20 protein-coding genes are annotated in these 17,823 nt (G+C 61.5%); 8 read left to right on the top strand and 12 right to left on the bottom strand.

The features are described from left to right. Positions 1 to 17: 17 nt before the first annotated feature. Positions 18 to 854 carry an alpha/beta hydrolase gene (locus JIN81_RS06405; RefSeq protein WP_200277790.1) on the bottom strand — a complete coding sequence of 279 codons (837 nt, stop codon included), beginning with the start codon at positions 852 to 854 and terminating at the stop codon, positions 18 to 20. 138 nt (positions 855 to 992) lie between these two features. On the opposite strand from JIN81_RS06405, the gene JIN81_RS06400 reads away from it, so the two are divergent. After that, the gene (locus JIN81_RS06400) at positions 993 to 1,823 is read left to right on the top strand and encodes a hypothetical protein (RefSeq protein ID WP_200277789.1); all 831 of its coding nucleotides are present in this window, start codon (positions 993 to 995) and stop codon (positions 1,821 to 1,823) included. 30 nt (positions 1,824 to 1,853) lie between these two features. Here the strand turns inward: JIN81_RS06400 and JIN81_RS06395 are convergent, their stop codons facing one another. Both JIN81_RS06395 and JIN81_RS06390 read right to left on the bottom strand, forming a co-directional pair. Continuing rightward, complete coding sequence (locus JIN81_RS06395) at positions 1,854 to 2,903, bottom strand: ThuA domain-containing protein (protein ID WP_200277788.1); 1,050 nt, start codon at positions 2,901 to 2,903, stop codon at positions 1,854 to 1,856. 41 nt (positions 2,904 to 2,944) lie between these two features. Further along, positions 2,945 to 3,790, bottom strand: coding sequence for a protein-disulfide reductase DsbD domain-containing protein (locus JIN81_RS06390; protein WP_200277787.1), 846 nt, complete (start codon positions 3,788 to 3,790; stop codon positions 2,945 to 2,947). Between the two features lie 93 nt (positions 3,791 to 3,883). Between JIN81_RS06390 and JIN81_RS06385 the strand changes: the two genes are divergently transcribed. Together JIN81_RS06385 and JIN81_RS06380 are read left to right on the top strand one after the other, a co-directional pair. Further along, entirely contained in the window at positions 3,884 to 4,408 is a 525-nt protein-coding gene (locus tag JIN81_RS06385) for a tyrosine-protein phosphatase (RefSeq protein ID WP_200277786.1), read from the top strand. Positions 4,409 to 4,453: 45 nt separating this feature from the next. Next, positions 4,454 to 4,915: a hypothetical protein gene (locus JIN81_RS06380; RefSeq protein WP_200277784.1), complete on the top strand. Its 462-nt coding sequence runs from the start codon at positions 4,454 to 4,456 to the stop codon at positions 4,913 to 4,915. 12 nt (positions 4,916 to 4,927) lie between these two features. Here JIN81_RS06380 and JIN81_RS06375 read toward each other — a convergent pair whose 3' ends face one another. Continuing rightward, the gene (locus JIN81_RS06375; RefSeq protein ID WP_200277782.1) at positions 4,928 to 6,121 is read right to left on the bottom strand and encodes a hypothetical protein; all 1,194 of its coding nucleotides are present in this window, start codon (positions 6,119 to 6,121) and stop codon (positions 4,928 to 4,930) included. Positions 6,122 to 6,253: 132 nt separating this feature from the next. On the opposite strand from JIN81_RS06375, the gene JIN81_RS06370 reads away from it, so the two are divergent. The 3 genes from JIN81_RS06370 to JIN81_RS06360 are packed head-to-tail and all read left to right on the top strand — an operon-like array spanning position 6,254 to position 9,122. Further along, complete coding sequence (locus JIN81_RS06370) at positions 6,254 to 6,763, top strand: rhodanese-like domain-containing protein (RefSeq protein ID WP_200277780.1); 510 nt, start codon at positions 6,254 to 6,256, stop codon at positions 6,761 to 6,763. 14 nt (positions 6,764 to 6,777) lie between these two features. Further along, positions 6,778 to 7,464 carry a response regulator transcription factor gene (locus JIN81_RS06365; RefSeq protein WP_200277779.1) on the top strand — a complete coding sequence of 229 codons (687 nt, stop codon included), beginning with the start codon at positions 6,778 to 6,780 and terminating at the stop codon, positions 7,462 to 7,464. After that, a complete protein-coding gene (locus JIN81_RS06360; protein WP_200277778.1) occupies positions 7,461 to 9,122 on the top strand; it encodes a sensor histidine kinase in 1,662 nt (553 codons plus the stop codon). The genes JIN81_RS06365 and JIN81_RS06360 overlap by 4 nt, the downstream gene beginning before the upstream one ends. 85 nt (positions 9,123 to 9,207) lie before the next feature. Here the strand turns inward: JIN81_RS06360 and JIN81_RS06355 are convergent, their stop codons facing one another. Then, on the bottom strand, positions 9,208 to 9,549 hold the full coding sequence (locus tag JIN81_RS06355) for a hypothetical protein (RefSeq protein ID WP_200277777.1): 342 nt from the start codon (positions 9,547 to 9,549) through the stop codon (positions 9,208 to 9,210). Between the two features lie 67 nt (positions 9,550 to 9,616). Between JIN81_RS06355 and JIN81_RS06350 the strand changes: the two genes are divergently transcribed. Further along, on the top strand, positions 9,617 to 10,186 hold the full coding sequence (locus JIN81_RS06350; protein ID WP_325100858.1) for an RNA polymerase sigma factor: 570 nt from the start codon (positions 9,617 to 9,619) through the stop codon (positions 10,184 to 10,186). Between the two features lie 23 nt (positions 10,187 to 10,209). Then, the gene (locus tag JIN81_RS06345; protein WP_200277775.1) at positions 10,210 to 12,318 is read left to right on the top strand and encodes a vWA domain-containing protein; all 2,109 of its coding nucleotides are present in this window, start codon (positions 10,210 to 10,212) and stop codon (positions 12,316 to 12,318) included. A 40-nt stretch (positions 12,319 to 12,358) separates the two neighbouring features. On the opposite strand, the gene JIN81_RS06340 is transcribed toward JIN81_RS06345, so the two are convergent. From JIN81_RS06340 to JIN81_RS06310, 7 genes are all read right to left on the bottom strand, one after another. Continuing rightward, entirely contained in the window at positions 12,359 to 13,087 is a 729-nt protein-coding gene (locus tag JIN81_RS06340; RefSeq protein ID WP_200277774.1) for a methyltransferase domain-containing protein, read from the bottom strand. 8 nt (positions 13,088 to 13,095) lie between these two features. Then, the gene (locus tag JIN81_RS06335; protein WP_200277773.1) at positions 13,096 to 13,479 is read right to left on the bottom strand and encodes a cupin domain-containing protein; all 384 of its coding nucleotides are present in this window, start codon (positions 13,477 to 13,479) and stop codon (positions 13,096 to 13,098) included. A gap of 100 nt (positions 13,480 to 13,579) precedes the next feature. Next, complete coding sequence (locus tag JIN81_RS06330; RefSeq protein ID WP_200277772.1) at positions 13,580 to 14,794, bottom strand: M29 family metallopeptidase; 1,215 nt, start codon at positions 14,792 to 14,794, stop codon at positions 13,580 to 13,582. 101 nt (positions 14,795 to 14,895) lie between these two features. After that, entirely contained in the window at positions 14,896 to 15,942 is a 1,047-nt protein-coding gene (locus tag JIN81_RS06325) for a 3-deoxy-7-phosphoheptulonate synthase (protein WP_200277771.1), read from the bottom strand. 132 nt (positions 15,943 to 16,074) lie between these two features. Next, positions 16,075 to 16,494 carry a DUF2452 domain-containing protein gene (locus JIN81_RS06320; protein ID WP_200277769.1) on the bottom strand — a complete coding sequence of 140 codons (420 nt, stop codon included), beginning with the start codon at positions 16,492 to 16,494 and terminating at the stop codon, positions 16,075 to 16,077. Between the two features lie 119 nt (positions 16,495 to 16,613). Further along, positions 16,614 to 17,318, bottom strand: a complete 705-nt coding sequence (locus JIN81_RS06315) for a prepilin-type N-terminal cleavage/methylation domain-containing protein (RefSeq protein ID WP_200277767.1) — start codon at positions 17,316 to 17,318, stop codon at positions 16,614 to 16,616. Between the two features lie 201 nt (positions 17,319 to 17,519). Next, a complete protein-coding gene (locus JIN81_RS06310; protein ID WP_200277765.1) occupies positions 17,520 to 17,786 on the bottom strand; it encodes a GlsB/YeaQ/YmgE family stress response membrane protein in 267 nt (88 codons plus the stop codon). Positions 17,787 to 17,823 lie beyond the last annotated feature (37 nt).

The raw sequence follows: 17,823 nt of genomic DNA, 5'->3' as shown, positions 1-17,823 counted from the left end.
TCTGCGGGCAGAACCCCTCAGTTGGTGTCGACCGGCTTGATCCAGCCGAGATCGACGAGGAACTGGTCGGCCTCCGCGAGCGTTTCGTCGTAGGTCTGTCCGCGGTTGAAGAAGCCGTGACCTGCTCCCGGATACACGACGAGCTTGCAGGGACGGCTCTCTTTTTTCATGCGTGCCTCGAAGACCTGAACGGAGGAAAGCAGGACGGTGGTATCCTTGTCTCCGTGGAGGATGAGGGTGGGAGGGGTGTGTGTTCCGATATGATGCGAAGGTGAAAGGTCCTCGGCTTTCCCGACGCCGAGCCGCCCCTTGACTCCAAAGCCTTTCGCCTTCCACCCGTCGAGATCCGCCAGGGTCAGAACTGGGTTGAAAAGGATCATGGCATTGGGGCGCTCATCGGAGCCGAAGCCGGTGAGGGTGCCGGTGGTGGCGGCGACGTGACCCCCAGCGGAGCCCCCTGCAGCGGCGATCCGTTCCGGGTGGATGCCGAGCCGCTTCGCATGCTTGCGCACCCAGGCGATGGCCGCCTTCCCGTCCTTCACGCATTCGACGGCAGGCGTTTGGTTCCGGCTCTTCACCCGATAGTCGGCGACCATGGCGATCATGCCGCGCTCGGCGAAGTGCTTTGCCTGGCGTTCGAACTGGGCGGGAGAACCACTGTTCCATCCGCCTCCGAAGAAGAAGACAATGGCCGGTTTCGGATGCCCTTCTTCGGCTTTGCCAAAGAACCACAACCGGAGCTCGGTATCACCGACGGTCCTGTAGACTTCACTGCGGACCCCCGCGAACTCAGGGGGATAAGTGAATGCAGTGGCGTGAGCGGTGAAGAGGATCAGGAAAAGAAATCGAAGCATGCTGGGAGTGAAACGTGTTCGGCAGTCGCTGGCTATCAGTCGCTTGAAATGCGACGATCGGATTTCGGTGACAGCGGTGGCTCAGTCGGGCCATTTATGGGCTTGCTAGGCCGGGGGAATCGCAGTGGTTTTCCGGCCATGAAGCGGAGTTGTTCGACCCTCGTATTTTCGTTGTTTGCTCTGGTTGCCGGTGCGGCGGAGGTCAGGTGGGCTGCCACCGGAACGGTGGGGTCCGTCTCGGGTACTGGTTTTGCTGGCACGGGGGTGACCGCCGGCGATGCGGTGGAACTGGAGATGACCTACGACTCGAATGCCGAGGTGAAGGCCCTGTCGTTTCTGCCGATTCTTGGTGCGCTTAACGGACGAGCCCAGTTCATCGGGGACATCGACCTTTCGGTTCGCGTTCTCATCAACGGGCAGGAATGGAGCGGTGAGCTGCCGACGACCGTTGGTTCGCTGAATGTTTTGTCGTCCAATTGCTGGGACTTCGCCAGCAACCCCGATGTCTTCAGTGTGGACCTTGATACTGAAGCCGGCGGCACTTTTCCCAGCTTCCCCGTCAATGAAGAGGGACTATCCAAGGAGATCAAGCTGGAGTTCGCCGACCGAACGTCCCCAGCCGAACTCTTCGAAGTGCATGTGCTCCCTGACAACCTGAGTCAGGTTTGTGAGATGACTTCCGCAACGGGTTCGGTCTCAGCTGGCACCTCCACGATCGCCTTCACTCTCGACCCGGAAACCGTGAGGATCACCCTTCCGCCGGTCCAGGCTTCGATCTCAAAGGTCGAGGGGGGCATCCAGATGACCTGGGATAGTGAAGTGGGGAAGAGTTACCGTCTTGAGGGCACCTCGGACCTGAAGGTCTGGAGCATCGAGGGGGTTTACGGCGGGACCGGTCTGCCGCTGCAGCCGATCTTCAATCCGTTCGGCACCTACGACAAACGATTCTACCGGGTGGTTGAGCAGTGATTCTCGAGGTCGGGAATCATCCACCCTCGGTTACTTTGCAGGCTTCGCCGGGTTCTTGCGGGGCTTGTTTGGCGCGCTATTCGAAGCCGGCATGATCGGGCTTGTCCATTCGGCGAGGTCGGCTGGCTTCACGCCCTTGACATGCCCGCCGAAGGAGAAGCGGCTTGGCTTGAACGGGCCGACAAAGGCGATGTTCATGTCGGGTTGGATCGAGGCCTCCTTGCCGCTGGCCCAGAAGATGCCGTTGATCAGCAGTCGACGATAGCTGTCGTCGAGGAGATCGAGCGAGGCACCCTGGGTCGAGTGGAAGACGCGATGCTTCCCGCCGTCCTTCGATTCGTAGTGCCGGGTCCAGGTTGACGGCATGGGTGGTTTCTTGGGGTCAGCCTTCGAGTCAGGATCCATGGACACCAGGGGTTGGGAGTTGGTGAGGACGGTGAAGCCATCACGAACTTCACCGACATAGCCGCCGGCGTGGCAGAATGCGTGGTCCTTCACGCCGCGCAGAATGACGTGGTCCTTCTGTTCGGGAACGATTTCGATGCGGGTCCCCTGTTTGTGGTTCTTCCCGTAGTGGCCGACCCATGTGTTGCCCAGCACCTGGTGGCCGAAGCCTTTCTCGTAGCCGGGAACCTTGGACCGGTAGTCGTATTTGGCATACTTCGATCCAGCGGGAATCTTGAAGGCGTGGGAGGCGGTGCGCATTCCGACCACGGGTCCGCCCCGCTCGAGATAGGCATCGAGGTGGGCCATCTGGTCGTCCGGAAGATTGAGGAAACGGGTGAAGATCACCAGCAGATCCGCGTCATCAAGAGCTTCCATGCCGGGGATGTTCGATGCTCCGGCCTCGATCTCGCCGTTCTTATCCAGACCGAAGAGCACCGTGCACTTGAATCCATGATGCCTGGCGAGAATCCGTGCGAGGGCGGGGCAGGTTTCCTCGGTCCGATATTCATGGTCACTCGCGAGGAAGACGATGTGAGATCCCTTGCCGGGTCCGGACCCGCCTTCGTAGACGAGGGGGTTTGCAGTGAGGGATGCGAGCAGTGCGAAGAAGACGATGATGGTGGAGCGGAACATGAATGAAGAATGGATGGATGTTTCTGGTTTGGAAGACCGGGCTACGGCTTCGGCAAGGTGGGTTTTTCGTCCTTCTTCAGGTCGATGCAACCCAAGGTGACGGATCCATCGTTGCTCTGCACTTGGAAAACACCGGGAAGGACCTTCCGCGTTTCGGGACTGAACTCGCAGCGTTTCATGGCGAGTGACAACCCGCCATCGCGCGTGAGCGTGAGCGTCTGCGGTTGGTCCGATGAGATCTGGCCGTCACTGGAGAAGAAATAGACGCTCTCGATCGGCTTTTGACCGGAGGGTGGTTGGAGGTGGATGGTGATGCCGGTGCCTGATGCGTCCGACTGCCAGGTTCCCGCCCAGTTGGCGAGCGGTCGGGGTAGTTCGGATCGGGCCGCTTCGAATCGAGGGTCATCCGGACCATCTCCGGAAGCATCGCTTTCTACGGGAAGTGTAGTGGAAAGTGTCCTGCTGCCCGGATGGCATGAGGCCGCGCAGGCCATCCACGAGGCGGAGGCACGGAAGGTGCAGCTTGCCATGTCCAGCGACTCCGGCGGAGTCACTTCGACCATGAGCAGGACGTCACGCTCGTAGCCGTGGGCGGGGTGTCCGGCCATGTCCACCTTCTCGGGGGTCGGCCATTGGATGGGTCCGGCCTGGAAGCCTTCCGGCATGTCCCACTCGATGCTGGTGGGGACTCCTACGATCCCCGGGTTCTGCCAGTAGGTGTGGAAACCTTCGTGATGATGAATCGCGAGACCCAGCGTGAAGGGCTTGCCGGGTTGAATGGACCGGGATTCCGCGATCAGTTCGATGTCGATGCCACGGGTCGGTGGCTCCGCGCCTGCGGTGAGCAGGAGCAGCGGTGCCAGGCATGAAGGAGCGCATCGAGTCATCGCGGAGGGGATACTACGCGATCTCTGCCGCGAAATCATCATCCAATCCCTTGATGGTTGATTCGTGGGGCCCGAAGGATCAGCGTTTCCCCCGTGATCCTTGTCCGCTCCCGAGCTTTCCTCGCCGCCGTCCTGGCGCTGGCACTGGCCGCCTGCTCCGGGGTGAACCAACTGCATCGAGTGGACGACAGGGTCTGGCGGTCAGGTCAACCGACGGCGGAGGAGTTCGACCAGATCGAGCAGGAGAAGCGGATTCAGAGGGTTCTGAACCTGCGCTTCTTCCACTCCGACGATCGCCTGGCGCCCGACTGGGAGCGGCACCATGTCCGGATGAATGCAGGGACGGTGGGTGACGACGAGATCTTCGAGGCACTGCGGGTGCTGACGACGGGGGATGGACCAACCCTTGTCCACTGCCTCCACGGATCCGACCGCACCGGGGTGGTCGTTGCCGCCTACCGGATGGTCGTGCAGGGGTGGTCCCGTGATCGGGCGATGGAGGAGTTCACGGATCCTGAGTATGGCTACCATGAGTTCTGGTATCCCAATCTTGAAAAATATCTGCAGGAATTCGACATTGAGGGCGTGCGGGAGCGGCTCCGGGATGCCAACGCCTGACGGTGGCTTGAAAGCCGCAGTTCCCGAAACCAGTAGTTGTCCATCATGAGCCTTTCACGCCGCGCCTTTCTCGCTCAGTTGCTTGTTGGCACCACCCTTGTGGCGGTGGGCCGGCTGCAGGTCGATGCAGCCACGCCAAAGCGTAGGAACCAGAACAAGAAGCGTCCGCTTTCCAAGAAGGGGAATGCGGCAGAGCTGCCGGTGGTCAAATCGGTGGGTGAGAATTCCATCACCGTGGGCGACAAGTACTACATCCTGTCGGACTTCGCCGAGGTGATCGTGGATGGGGAGGAGGCCACCTTGAAGGATGTGAAGGTCGGGATGCAGGCGATGGTGACGGGCGGCGTGAAGGAGTACGGCGACACGCGGGCCGAGACGACTTACAAGGCGACACGCATCGTCGCCCGCGGTGACAACCAGCTTCAGAAGAAGGCGAAGGAGGCGAACAAGAAGGCCGCCGAAGCCGCCCGCAAGGCCAACCAGCGGAACAAGAAAAAGAAGAAGTGAGCGGTCGCCGGGTCAGTGCTTTGCCTGTTGTTGGAGGGCTTGAACGCGCTCGAGGTAGGCAGCACCGAAGCGATCCGAGAGGGTGAGCATGTTCCATGCGTTCTTTTCGTTGTCATCCTTGGAATTGGCTTGGCTGAGCCAGAGGGCTTCCTGCCGTGGGCGGATGATCTCGGACCGACCGACAAGGACGCGAACGGTCTTTTCCGGAGCAGGGCTGACCTCGAGGGGAAGGATGGCCTCGGTGCGTGCATCGGGGAGCACCCAGAAGACCCGCAGGCCGGGTGCGGCGAAGTAGCTCTTCCACCACGTTTCGACCATGGCGCGGGATTCTGATTTGAGGAGCCCCTGTTGAGCGAGATTCCTGCTCAGGCTCAGGTAGAGCTCCGAGTCGAAGGTTCCTTTGCCTTCGCGTGATAGATCGGCTTCGCTGAAACGGATGGTCTCTCCCTTGGCCAAGCCCTTGTGCTCGGTCCACCAATGGGTGCCGTTCGCCTGGCGCTCGTAGATGAGGAGATAGGGGATCGCGCCTTCGGTGTCATTGGTGAGGCTCAGGGTTTCGTCCTGGGAAACGCGGGTCGTCAGTCCGGGAGTGAAGCTTCCGAGTCCGCGGTAGAACAGGAAGCCTTCCGTCGCTCCGCTGGAGTCGCGGACGACATTGGCTTCCGGGATGCGGGCCCGGGTCCATTGCAGGAGGTCCTCCGATTTGAAGAGGATGGTTTCGCGGCTCTCTTCGGGAGACAGCACATCGATCTCCCACTCGATCGATCCGGTGTAGGGTTTGGCGAAGTCGAGGTAGCGCGGGCCTGCAGCCGACCCGGGATCGGGGAAGCGGATCGACTCTCCGCCCGAGCGCTCGGGATACCACTGGCTGATGGTGCCTCCCTCGAAGCCGACTTTGACTTTCGCGGTGAATGCCTCATCGGAGTGGAAGTAGATGACCGGGGTCTCCATCTTCACCTTCACGTTGCGTGCCGGGACCGGCATGCGCTTCATGAAGACATTGGCGAAGGCCGGATGGTGGTTCATGAATCCGGGGTGGTGACGGACGTAGCTGGGCAGTGCCTCTTCTTCGCGCTCGAGGCCGGTCAGCAGGACTCCGTCGGATCCGGCGACGGTGGTGAAGGTGCCCCACTCGTGGAGGTCGTAGGCGGACAAGTTGCAGATCGAGAGAGCCGCGGCGGTTGTTAGGAGGATTCGTGTTTTCATCACATCGGGCATGGTGGGGGCGAGACGTGTGATGCACAACCTGTGAACGAGCGCTTTACGTTGATTTTACCTGGGTGAATTTACGGGCTCTTTACGGACTGGATCCGCCGTGTCGGATAGGATGCCGGGGTGATGAAACGCAAACTACTTATCAGTCTTCTCGGGACGACGTGTCTTCTGGCCGACGAGGGAAACCCGGCCATCGACTTCCTTGGATTCCAAACCGTCACGGCGGAAGTGAAGGAGCTGCGGGAGCAGCGCAGGATCGATGAGTCCGAGTTCATCCGGATGTCGAAGGAGGAAGGGACCATCATCCTCGATACACGATCGCGCGGGAAGTATGAGAAGCTGCATGTGAAGGGGGCGGTGCATCTGAACTTCTCCGATTTCACCGAGGCCTCGCTGAAGGAGGTGATCCCGAGCAAGACGACCCGGGTGCTGATTTACTGCAACAACAACTTCGACAAGGAGCCGGTTCATTTCGCGAGCAAGTTCGCGCCGGTCGCCCTGAACATCCCGACCTTCATCAATCTGCATGCCTACGGCTACACCGAGGTCTATGAGCTGAAGCCCTTTCTCGACATCAACACCACGAAGATCCCGTTTGCGGGAACGTCGGTCTTGAAGAAGGAGGGAAAGTAACGTCGGATGGTCCCGTGGGAGAGACGACCATACTGGTGATCGAGGATGATGCGGCCGTGCGTCAGGGGGTCGTGGACGCCCTGGAGCATGCCGGTTACCTGACCCTGTCGGCAGCGGATGGTGCGAGCGGGATGGAGCTGGCATTGCGCGCCAACTACCGCTTGTTGCTTCTCGACCTCGTGCTGCCCGGGCGCGACGGGTTCTCCATCCTCGAGGAGCTCAAGCGGGCAAGGGCCGGTCAGCCGGTCATCATCCTGTCGGCCCGCGGTGAGGAGAACGATCGGGTGCGCGGGCTGGAGCTCGGGGCCGACGACTACGTGATGAAGCCCTTCAGTGTGCGTGAGCTGCTGGCACGGGTGGAGGCGGTGCTGCGGCGGACCTGTGAAAGGGCGGCTCCGGAGGACCGACGCAAGGTTCCGGGAGGCGAGGTGGATTTCGCAGCCAATCGGCTGGAGTTTCAGGATGGGGGTGAAGAGGAACTCTCCGAGCGGGAAGCGGGGCTGCTGCGCTACATGCTGGAAGCGGGTGGCCGTGTGGTTTCCCGGGATGAGATCCTGCGCCATGTCTGGGGGTTGGACCCAGCGAGGACGGAGACGAGAACCCTGGACATGCATGTCATGCACCTGCGGACCAAGCTGCGTGATCGCGAGCAGGCTTTCCTGATGACGGTCCGTGGAAAAGGATGGAGGCTGAGGTCATGAAATCCGGCGGCCGATCCAATCGAACCGCCTGGTTGCTGTTGCTTGCCTGCGGTGTCCTGATCATCGGGGCGATGGCCTGCCTGACTCACGGTGTGTTGGAATCGGAGCGGGAGCGTTCGCTGGCCATGGCGCGGGCTGACCTTGAGGAGCGGATTCGTCTTTCTCTCTGGCGCATGGACGGTGCGGCCTCGGCCGTGACGATCGAGGAGAACCAACGGGTGATGAATCCGGCGGGGAACCAACTGCCGAATTCCTTTGCGCGGGTCAGGTTCCAGCTTTCTCCCGATTGTCGGGCGATCCCGACGGAGCCATGTAGCGATGAGCAGTTGGCGGAACTCAACCAACTTCTCCAGGCCGATGAGGACCTCATTCCACGCTACCAGCTGATGTGTCAGGCGGTGCACAGTGGGGCGCAGCAGTGGAGCGCGAATGCCTACATCGCGGGCAATACGAAAGACCCGGAAGGCGAGCGAACGAGTCTGCAGTACCAGCAGGAGCTGAGCATGAAGGAGCGGGCGGTGCGGGGCAAGACGGTGAATGCCGCCGTGGAGAAAGCCGGGCTGGCGCAGCAGTTGGCGGCACCGGGGCCCGATCAACCGCTCGCGGCATTCGCGACGGCCTTTCAGCCGGCGTGGATCGGTCAGGAGGCATTCCTCCTGCGTGAGGTGCAGGGCGACGAGCCGATGAAGAAGATCGAAGGGGTGTGGCTGAAGACTGCTGAGTTCAAGGAACTTCTGTTAGGCGAGATCCGGGATCTTCTGCCACGCGCGGACCTTGAGCCGATGAAGCCGATGGAAGCCGCCGGGAATGCGCTGGCTTTGGCATCGTTTCCGTGGCGGCTGGTTCCGGGGGAGTCGGCAGCGGCGACCACGGAGATCCGGGGAGCGGTCACTCCGTTGCTCGCCGCCGGATGGGTGGTGATGCTGGTGGCACTGGCAGCGGGTGCGTTCATGGTTCACGGGATCATGAAGCTGAGCGAGCGTCGAGCGTCGTTCGTCTCTGCGGTCACCCACGAGTTGAGGACTCCGCTGACGACCTTCCGCCTCTACTCCGACATGCTGGAAAGCGGTGCGGTGACCGAGGAGAAGAAGCGGACGACCTATTTCCGCACCCTGCGTCGCGAAGCCGATCGGTTGTCGCACCTCGTGGAGAATGTGTTGGCGTTCTCGCAGATCGAGCGGCGCCCGACGAAGCCGAAGGCCGAGACGCTGGAGGTCGGGGGGTTGGTCGATTCGATGCGCGAGCGGTTTGAAGAGCGCCTTGCCGGTGCCCGCATGACTCTGGTGGTGGATGTTCCAGCTGGTTTGGAGGCGGCCGGTAGTGCCACCGCCATCGAGCATGTGTTGTTCAACCTCATCGACAACGCGGCAAAGTATGCGGCCGGGGGTGATCCGCCCGAGGTGCGGTTGGCTGCGAAGCCAGCCGGTGAAGCGGTGGAGATCTTGGTCTGTGACCATGGACCGGGCATTGACGAAGCGGAGTTCAAGGAGGTCTTCCGGGCTTTCCACAAGTCAGCCCAGGCCGCTGCGGAATCCCGCCCTGGAGTCGGTCTGGGGCTGGCCCTCTCGCGTCGCCTTGCCCGTAGCATGAATGGCGATCTGCTTTGCCGGAGTTCGGCTGAAGGGGCCTGCTTCGTGCTCAGGCTGCCGGCTTCCTGACGCTTGGTTGTGCGATGAAGAAGGATGCTTGGCTGACTGCGGACCGCCTTGCGCCGATGTGGCAGCTGCTTGGCTGATATCCACGCTACGAGGAAAGCTCGTTGGCGCGCTCGGCCGGATCATCCCTCCACATGAACAAGGCCTTGAGGACATCCTTCACCTCGGGCTTGAGTGTATGCTCTTCGCGGCTGATCTGGACGGCAGCCTTATCGAAATCGCGATCATCCGGCATCTCAGAGCCATCCGGGGAGTAATCGGCGCCAAGCAGCGTGCGGATTTCCTGATGGACGGCCAGGAGTTGTCGGGTGGGTTCGACGAGCGGATTCTCGTCCCTTGCTCCCGCCAGTGTCGTGCGGGTCAGGGTTTCGGCATTCTGGAGCCTTTCCTGCAGTCGGCGGAGGGTCGAATCGGAGAGTAACTGGTTCATGAGGCAGGGTCGCACGGAAACCCATCCCCGCAAGGGAATCGCGGACGGGAAGAAAATCTGAAGATCGATGTCACAATCCGGGCGGCTCACATCAATGGTGGGTGAAGATGCCATGCAAGCTGCCACTGTGATAGAGTTCCCCGCGATGGACCGAAGCCGATTTGCCGATTTGATTCGAGCGCACCACCGAGGCCTCGTTGCCTACGCGACCACCCTCGTGAAGTCCGAATCCGCGGGAAGAGACCTCGTTCAGGATTCCTGCGTCGCCGCCTGGCGGAGTTTGGACAAGTTCGATGTGAGCCGTGATTTCTCCACGTGGATGCGGGGAATCGTCCGCAACAAGTGGAGGGAGCATTGCCGAAGGCACTCGAGGGAGGTCCATCTGGATGAAGATGAGCTCTCCCGTCTGGAACATGTGTTTCAACCGGCTGCCGATGACAACGGCCTTTTTGCGAGGCTTGCTGAATGCCGGTCGAAGCTGCCGGAAGCCATGGCCGAGACCGTGCGTCTCGTTTACGATGAAGGTCGTACTTCTGATGAAGCCGCGGAGCTGATGAATGCCAGCGCCGCCGCCCTGAGAAAGAGGCTGGAGCGGGCGCGGGATGCCCTGCGCGAATGCATGAGCCGAGAAGCATGAACCCCAACCAAGACCAATTTGAAATGAAAGCGGAAGATGATCTGATGGATGCACTGCTCAAGGAGCAGGCAAGGAACCGGGATGCGGACGAGCAATTGCTCGAGGGCATCGAGAAGGCGATCGATGAGGACGCTCCCAAGGCCCGGAGACGGATACCCGCATGGGTGCCGCTCTCGGCAGCGGCGGCGGTCGCGATGGGTGGGGCATGGGTTCACTACAAGAACCGTGCTGCCGCTCCGGAGGTGGCCTATCATCATGTCACCGAGCAAGAGGATCGCACCCGGGCGCTTCCAGGTCCGCGGGGCAAACTGCCGGCAGAATCCGCTGCCGTGGAGTCGCGCGAGTTGGATACCTTCGCTGTTGAACCGGAGAGCGGTATGGCGGCGTTGGATCGTTTGGAGAAGGCCGACACCTTCGTCGCCGAAGAGCACACTCCAGGGATGGATGTGCCGGCGGATTCCGGCGCGATCAGCCCGCCGGCACCTCCGGCTGTGGTGAAGCCAATGCCGGCCCGTGCTCCCCAAGGGGGATCCGTTCCTGCCGATGGGTTGGCGAACGAAGCCCCATTCGCGAAAACCGACACGACCGGCAAAGCCGGGAACATTCAATCGCGCAGTCTTTCGACAGGGCGGTCGATGCCCCAACCCAGAATGGTCCCTGTCCCGGAACCGCGACCTCCACTGGGTGAAGGCATCCTCGATCGTGGTGGCAATACCGAGCGCTACGGGCAGTTGGTGGATCAGCCGTGGAAGTCGGCTTTGGATACGCCGCTATCGACCTTCTCGATCGATGTGGACACGGCGTCCTTCACGAACCTGCGCCGCGCCATCCGGGAGGGGCGCCGGGTCCAGCCGGATGCGGTAAGAATCGAGGAGTGCATCAACTACTTCGACTATCGTTATCCAGCTCCGGAAGGGGAAAGGCCGTTTGCGGTGGATACCGCCATCACTACCTGCCCGTGGGCACCGGAACACTTGCTGGCCCGGGTGGCTCTCAAGGGCCGGGAAGTGGAGATGAATGCGCGCCCTGCCTCCAACCTGGTCTTCCTGATCGATGTTTCGGGATCGATGCAGTCGCCGGACAAGCTCCAACTCCTCAAGCGCTCGATGAAGATGCTGGTGAAGAGCCTCGATGAGCGCGACCGGGTCGGGATCGTCGTCTATGCCGGCACCGAGGGGGTGGTTCTGCCACCCACGCTTCTGGACGAGGATGGAAAACGGCAGGCGCTCTCGGCGATCGGCAAGCTGGAATCCGGCGGCTCGACCAATGGTGGCGCCGGACTGCAGCGGGCCTATCAGATGGCACTCAACCACAAGCGCGACGGTGGAGTGAACCGTGTGATCCTTGCCACCGACGGAGACTTCAATGTGGGAGTCACCGGGCAGGGAGAGCTCGTGAAGCTCGTGCAGAAGCGCGCGGCGAAGGGGGTCTATCTGACGGTGCTTGGCTTCGGCACGGGAAATCTGAACGACGCCCTGATGGAGCAGATCAGCAACGACGGGAACGGGAACTACTTCTACCTCGATGGCAGGGGTGAGGCGAAGCGGGTGCTGATGAACAAGCTGAGCGGCACGCTGGTGACCATTGCCAAGGACGTGAAGATCCAGGTCGAGTTCAATCCGGGGAAGGTGGCCGCCTATCGCTTGATCGGCTATGCCAACCGGGTGCTGCGGGACCGGGATTTCAACGACGACAAGGTGGATGCCGGAGAGATCGGTGCAGGCCATACCGTGACCGCCATCTATGAGATCGTGCCCGCAGGGGTGGATGCCCCGGATACGGGGGAAGTCGACAAGCTGAGATATCAGCGGAAGCCAACGGAAGAACCCGAGGTCGAGCTGGTGGAGAGTGATGACTGGTTCACCCTGAAGCTCCGCTACAAGCACCCTGAGGGCGACAAGAGCAAGCTCATCGAGAAAGCTGTCAAGGGCGAGGCGGTCGAGGTCTCGGAGGCCGACAAGGATTTCCAGTTGGCTGCGGCGGTCGCGATGTTCGGGATGAAGCTCCGCAACTTCGGGGAACTGGAGGATTTCAGCTGGGATCAGATCGCGGAGATCGCGAGGCCTTCGCTCGCCGACGATCCGGATGAACAACGCTCCGAGTTCGTCAAGATGCTGAAAGGGATGCAGTGAGTCACGGCACGCCCTCTTCCACCCGGGAGAGGGTGTGTCCCTATTTGCGCTTCCAGCGGGTCACTTGCGAAGCGGTCCATTGGAACTTGCGGGATGTTTCGCGGATGAGGAAGGGCTCGTCTGCTGAAGATTCGAGCAGGAAGGCGTGGTCGAGATGCTTCTGGAGCCACTCCAGGGTCGAACCCTCGGGCCAGAACTCCGGACGGGTGAATTCGCCCAGCCAGGTGCAAGGGGTGGCAAGGACGAGTTCGCCACCACTCACGAGCAGGTCGGGCAGTCGCTCGAGGAGCAGCCGGGGTTCGGTGAGACGGCAGATCAGGTTGGCGGCATGGAGGCGGTCGAAGCGGCCGAGGTCGGCCCGAAGGAACATCGCGTCGCCTTGTTCGAAACGCACCCGCGCGGGATCCACTCCCTCCGGCAATCTCGCTTCGAGTGCGGTCTGGAGGTGTGCTTCGTCAATGCGCTCGTAGTCGAGTGGCCCGTGGCGGAGCGAGTCGGCCGCCTGCACGAAGGAATGGGAGAAATCGATTCCGACCACCTCACGGCAGCTACGGGACATCTCGTAGGAAGACCGGCCGACCGCGCATCCGAGATCGAGGGCACGGCTGACCTCACCATCGGAGAAGTGGCCCGGGGTGCGGACCGCGAAGTCGAGTGCGGCTTCCATTCCCTGCGGCGCGTGCTCCGGGAGGATCTCGGACGGACGGCCGTAGTGGAAGAGGAGGTATTCGGACAGCAGCTTCCTGCTCTCGTAGGGGTTGTCAGGCATGGAGGGAGTCAGTGAACGGGAGGCGATGCCGCATCGGCATCCGCTTCATCGTAGAAGAAATCGTCGTCGTCGTGTTTCGGGATGGGAAGGTTGATGACCTTCAGTTTCCCGACGGCGCGATGCCGGCAACCGGGGCGGATCATGACGGCACTGAGTGGCTTCACCGGCACCATTTCTCCATCGAGCTCGAGGAAACCCTCACCTTCGAGCACGAGGTAGATCTCGGTGGTCTTCTTGTGGTAGTGGGTTGTCGGCTCATCCTTGACTTCGAGGTAGTGGGCGGAGGCCGGGGCATCGTCCAGATCGACAAATGCCCTCCGGGTGGTTCCGCAGCAGCATTCGACGGGGTCGAGGGCAGGGAAATCGACGAGGTGATAGCGTTTCTCGCTCATGATGGGATTCACTTTGGGCGGCTCCTGTCGTGGAGCCAAGCGAAAGCCGGAGCCCTGCGGCTCCGGCTTTGTCATTAAGTTTCTGATTCGCCCGCAGTGCTCACCCGCGATCGGATGCGAGGGCATCCATGATGTACCGGGACGGGCGGAAGTTCTCGATGATGACTTCCTGCTGGTCACCGCGGTTCATCCGCACTTCCTGGATGTTGAAATTGGGAGTCTTGTGCGGGGCGAAGAGGATGTCGTCGTGGGTCGAGTTCTCGTGCTTCTTGAACATGTCCGGCACGATGTCGCCGCCGAGATGGTCATCCCGCCCGGTGGCGAGGTGGCAGGTGCCGAGCACTTTCTCATCCTGAATGTCGGCACCGGAAACGGGCAGCACTTGGGTGCCGAACCCGAGCTCGCCGAGGGTGCCGGTCATCGGGTCGTCGGCGAGGCGCGCGTTGTGCTCGTCGATGGTGGCCTGGTTTCCTTCGATCAACTCGGACTTGATGATGTTCCGGTCCTCCACGGTGAGGACGCCGAGAGTTCCGTCCTCATACTTCATTGGGAAGTGCCCGCGGGCATCATCCGGCACGAAGTAGACTTCGCCGGCGGGCAGGTTGGCCACATCGGGAGTCTTGCCCTTGCACAGACCGTGCGACTTCTGGGCTTCCTGTTGGGAAAGCCCCAGCCACGCGGTGAGGATGCGTCCATCTTCGAGTGCGAAGTCGATTTCCATGCTGTCGGCCTTGGTCATGGCGAGGCGGATGCGTTCGGCATCGGCGGAAACCTCGTCGTAGTTCACGGCGAGGCCGGAGCTCAGGATGATGTCATTCAACCCATGCAGTGTGGCGCCGCGGAAACCGAATTCCTTGCACTTGGCGGTCAGTGGTGCCGTGGCCGAGAAGGTGGAGATGCAGAGGACGATGTCATACTTGCTGTAGATGTCCTGATCGAGCGAGAGCTGCCTGCCTTCGGTATTCCAGACCTCATCGGCAAGGTCGAGGTTCGAGCCATGGGTGCAGCGGTAGGCGAACATCTCGCCACCGTGCATGCCGAGAGCTTTCATGGCTCCACCGTGGAGTGCTTCGTAGAATGCCTCGTGTGCCTTCTTCTGAACGGGGAAACCGTCCTGCTTGAGGAAATTGAAGTCCTTGATGAGTTCGGCGGGCTCATCGAAGTCGGTTAGAATGCAAACCCGGCATCCCTCGGTGGGTTCGAAAACCGTGCTGAGTAGGTTGACCAGATCGAACGGCGGGAATTCGCGGTTCTCGGGATTCAGAAGAATTTCTTCCTCCAAATAATCGGGGAGGGAGGCAAGTGCGCTAGACATAACGCCCAATCGTAGGAGTGGACCCTGACCGTGCAAGCGAAGTTTTGTTCAGATTTTGGAGTGCCGGAATTGCTGCGTTTCCGGGGACTTTCCCGAACTTTTTACAAGGCCTCCGCTGCTTCGTGGAGCAAGGCTTCCGTGGTTTCCCAGTCGATGCACTTGTCGGTGATGGATTTGCCGCGGACCAGTTGGTCGAGCGGTTGGGGGAAACTCTGGTTGCCGGCGACAAGGTTGCTTTCCAGCATGGCACCGATGATGGAGGTGTCCCCGGCGGCACGCTGGCGGACGATGTCGCGGAAGACATCCGGCATGCGGGTGTCGTCCTTGCCGCAGTTCGCGTGGGAAGCATCGACAACGATGGCGGGCGGAAGCTTGGCGGCTTCGAGCGCATCCCGGGTGGCCTTGATACTGCTTTCGTCGTAGTTCGGTCCGTCTTCACCGCCACGCAGGATGACGTGGCAGTTGGGGTTGCCGGTGGTGGTGACGGCGGAGGCGACACCCTGATCGGACACTCCGAGGAATGTCTGTTCGCGGCTGGCGGCCTTGACGGCGTTGATCGCTGCGGTGAGTCCGCCTGAGATGGTGTTCTTGAAGCCCACGGGCATGGAAAGACCGGAGGCCATCTGGCGGTGGGTCTGGCTCTCGGTGGTACGTGCGCCGATGGCGGACCAGCTGATCAGGTCGGCGATGTATTGGGGGGTGATGGGATCGAGGAGCTCGGTCGCGGTGGGCAGGCCGAGGTCGATGACCTGGCGCAGGAAGCCACGCGCCTGACGGAGGCCTTCGGGGATGTTGTCGGAGCCATCGAGCTCTGGATCCATGATGAGCCCCTTCCAGCCGACGGTGGTCCGGGGTTTCTCGAAATAGACCCGCATGACGATGCAGAGCTTGTCGCTGAGGCGCTCGGACAGGGCGGCGAGGCGCTGGGCATACTCGAGGCCGGCGTCGGTATCATGAATCGAGCAGGGACCGACGATGACCAGCAGTCGGGGGTCGTCGCCGAAGAGGATGGAGCCGATGGCTTCCCGGGATGCGGCGACGATGTCTGCCTGGCGCTCGGAGCGTGGAATCTCGGCCTGCAGCAGGGCGGGAGCGGGGAGTGGGACGTTCCGGGCGACGTGAAGGTCGGAGACGCGGGAGGTGGTCATGAGGAAGACTGTCGGGTGTTGGGGCCCGATGATCAAATCTCAATCGTGCGATGCCGCCATCGAGACCGGCTCGATCGGCGGTAGCGACGAGGGCTGGGCTGACGTCCCTACGCCGGGGAACGCGCGGTGGCTTCACTGGGGTTCCTCGACCTGGGTGCCGAAGAAGCTTCGGGGGTCGATGTCGTCGGCGGTCTCGATGAGCTGCCATTGACGATCGACATTCAGCCGGAAGCTGGCGAGGTGACGCATCGGCCACTCGTTCGGCCCGATCATGGAGAGCACGCGGCGGCCGCGGGTCTCGTAGAGGTGGTAGCTTTCACCGACGACCGGCTCGAAATGGATTTCCGCCTCGTAGACGAGTTTGTTCCAATTGAAGTGGTCGATGGCGGCCATGTAGGACTCACGCAGCTCGACGAGCTTCTGTTGGAGGTCGCGCTCGACCTGGGAGATCCCCCGCGCCTTGAAGTTGCTGAGGTCCGTCGGGACGATCGGCGGGCTCAGCGTGGAGGCCGGGTAGGGCAGGTAGGCCAAGGCATTTGGAGCGTCCGACATGGTGCTATTGGTTCGACCACGCCCCGGGGATGGGCAAACAAAAAAACCGGAAGGCCACGAAGGACCTCCCGGTTGGGTTGGGTTTTTGGGTTGAGTTTGGGTTTTTGAGTGGTCTCGGATCAGCCGCCGCGCTTGCCGGGTGCCTTGAGGGTCGGGGTCGTGTTGGTTCCCCAAACGGTCTCGTCACCGGTTTGCTGGAGCGTCTTGCCGCCACCGACGGTGACGTTCTTGTCGCTGTCGCGGATCTGGAGCGCCTTGGCACTGTTGTCGAGGCGCAGGATCACGGCCTTGTCACCGTATGGGTCGGCATCGAACTCCCACTGGGTGGAAGCATCGAGGAGCGGGGTCACGAGGACCGGGCGGCCAGGATTGCCGGAGGTGTTCTGGGCGGTGGTGGCGTCGAGCATGACGTAGCCGAATCCGACTTCGCCGGCTTCGAGGGCATTGCTCGCGTTGATCACGTTGTCTGGCTTCCGCGTGTAGGCGGTCTTGGTGAAGAAGATGTCTTCAGACTGGATGCCGTAGGCAATGAGCTGACGGAAGTAGTCGTTGGAAGTATCGCCGGACAGATTCAGGTCGGTGCCGGTGGATGCTGCCACTTCTTCCGCCGTGTCGTTGTCGGGGAAGGAGCCGTATTCCTGGTCGAACTCAAGCAGGGCGAGGCCCACTTGCTTGGCATTGCTGATCGCTTCCGTGCGTGCTGCCGCCTTTTGCTGGCGCAGGATCATGGGAGCGGAAAGGCCCGCGAGGGCCGCGATGATGACGATGACCACCAGCAGCTCCACCAGAGTGAAGCCATGAGGTCGCATGGTCTTGGTTTTCATGTTTTCGTTATGTTTATGTGTTTTGGGGCGGATTTATGGGTGCCCCGTTTTTTATGCACCTTGTTAACCAATTGGTTTCACAAGGGGTTCCGTCCAAGCTACCTCCGCCAGCAGGCCACTCAAGAAGAAAGATGAAAGATCCGCGTGCGTAGTTCTACGCGGGGTGAATTCCTTTCATTGGCGCGACCGCGGAATCGGGAATCAGCGTCTCAGCCACTTCCAGATCGAGAGCACGATGATGGCGCCGACGGTCGCGGAGAGGATGGACTTCGGCCCGGGGAGCCAGGTGCCGGGATCGGAGGGTGGGAGGAATCCGATGCGCTCGGCGATCCATCCGCCGACGAAGGCGCCGATGATGCCGAGGATCATGGTGGGAATCCAGCCGCCCCGCTCTTCTCCGGGGACGATCGCGCGTGCGATGGCGCCTGCGGCGAGCCCGAGAATGGCCCATGCGATCCAGTGTTCCATGGGGTGAGGCTAGCGGGGCGATGGGGATGCGGCACGC

The sequence above is a fragment of the Haloferula rosea genome (assembly GCF_016595525.1).
Lineage (GTDB): Bacteria > Verrucomicrobiota > Verrucomicrobiia > Verrucomicrobiales > Akkermansiaceae > Haloferula > Haloferula rosea.
Note: the sequence above shows the minus strand (reverse complement) of the source record. Positions and strands in the feature narration are given on the sequence as shown.

What these genes read in the sequence shown, in the direction of transcription:
- JIN81_RS06380 (WP_200277784.1), top strand. Translation starts at nt 4,454, where the DNA reads ATGAGCCTTTCACGCCGCGCCTTTCTCGCTCAGTTGCTTGTTGGCACC.
- JIN81_RS06395 (WP_200277788.1), bottom strand. Translation starts at nt 2,903, where the DNA reads ATGTTCCGCTCCACCATCATCGTCTTCTTCGCACTGCTCGCATCCCTC.
- JIN81_RS06335 (WP_200277773.1), bottom strand. Translation starts at nt 13,479, where the DNA reads ATGAGCGAGAAACGCTATCACCTCGTCGATTTCCCTGCCCTCGACCCC.
- JIN81_RS06355 (WP_200277777.1), bottom strand. Translation starts at nt 9,549, where the DNA reads ATGAACCAGTTACTCTCCGATTCGACCCTCCGCCGACTGCAGGAAAGG.
- JIN81_RS06320 (WP_200277769.1), bottom strand. Translation starts at nt 16,494, where the DNA reads ATGTCGGACGCTCCAAATGCCTTGGCCTACCTGCCCTACCCGGCCTCC.
- JIN81_RS06390 (WP_200277787.1), bottom strand. Translation starts at nt 3,790, where the DNA reads ATGACTCGATGCGCTCCTTCATGCCTGGCACCGCTGCTCCTGCTCACC.
- JIN81_RS06350 (WP_325100858.1), top strand. Translation starts at nt 9,617, where the DNA reads ATGTCACAATCCGGGCGGCTCACATCAATGGTGGGTGAAGATGCCATG.
- JIN81_RS06325 (WP_200277771.1), bottom strand. Translation starts at nt 15,942, where the DNA reads ATGACCACCTCCCGCGTCTCCGACCTTCACGTCGCCCGGAACGTCCCA.
- JIN81_RS06360 (WP_200277778.1), top strand. Translation starts at nt 7,461, where the DNA reads ATGAAATCCGGCGGCCGATCCAATCGAACCGCCTGGTTGCTGTTGCTT.
- JIN81_RS06330 (WP_200277772.1), bottom strand. Translation starts at nt 14,794, where the DNA reads ATGTCTAGCGCACTTGCCTCCCTCCCCGATTATTTGGAGGAAGAAATT.
- JIN81_RS06370 (WP_200277780.1), top strand. Translation starts at nt 6,254, where the DNA reads ATGAAACGCAAACTACTTATCAGTCTTCTCGGGACGACGTGTCTTCTG.
- JIN81_RS06375 (WP_200277782.1), bottom strand. Translation starts at nt 6,121, where the DNA reads ATGAAAACACGAATCCTCCTAACAACCGCCGCGGCTCTCTCGATCTGC.
- JIN81_RS06345 (WP_200277775.1), top strand. Translation starts at nt 10,210, where the DNA reads ATGAAAGCGGAAGATGATCTGATGGATGCACTGCTCAAGGAGCAGGCA.
- JIN81_RS06405 (WP_200277790.1), bottom strand. Translation starts at nt 854, where the DNA reads ATGCTTCGATTTCTTTTCCTGATCCTCTTCACCGCTCACGCCACTGCA.
- JIN81_RS06340 (WP_200277774.1), bottom strand. Translation starts at nt 13,087, where the DNA reads ATGCCTGACAACCCCTACGAGAGCAGGAAGCTGCTGTCCGAATACCTC.
- JIN81_RS06400 (WP_200277789.1), top strand. Translation starts at nt 993, where the DNA reads ATGAAGCGGAGTTGTTCGACCCTCGTATTTTCGTTGTTTGCTCTGGTT.
- JIN81_RS06315 (WP_200277767.1), bottom strand. Translation starts at nt 17,318, where the DNA reads ATGAAAACCAAGACCATGCGACCTCATGGCTTCACTCTGGTGGAGCTG.
- JIN81_RS06310 (WP_200277765.1), bottom strand. Translation starts at nt 17,786, where the DNA reads ATGGAACACTGGATCGCATGGGCCATTCTCGGGCTCGCCGCAGGCGCC.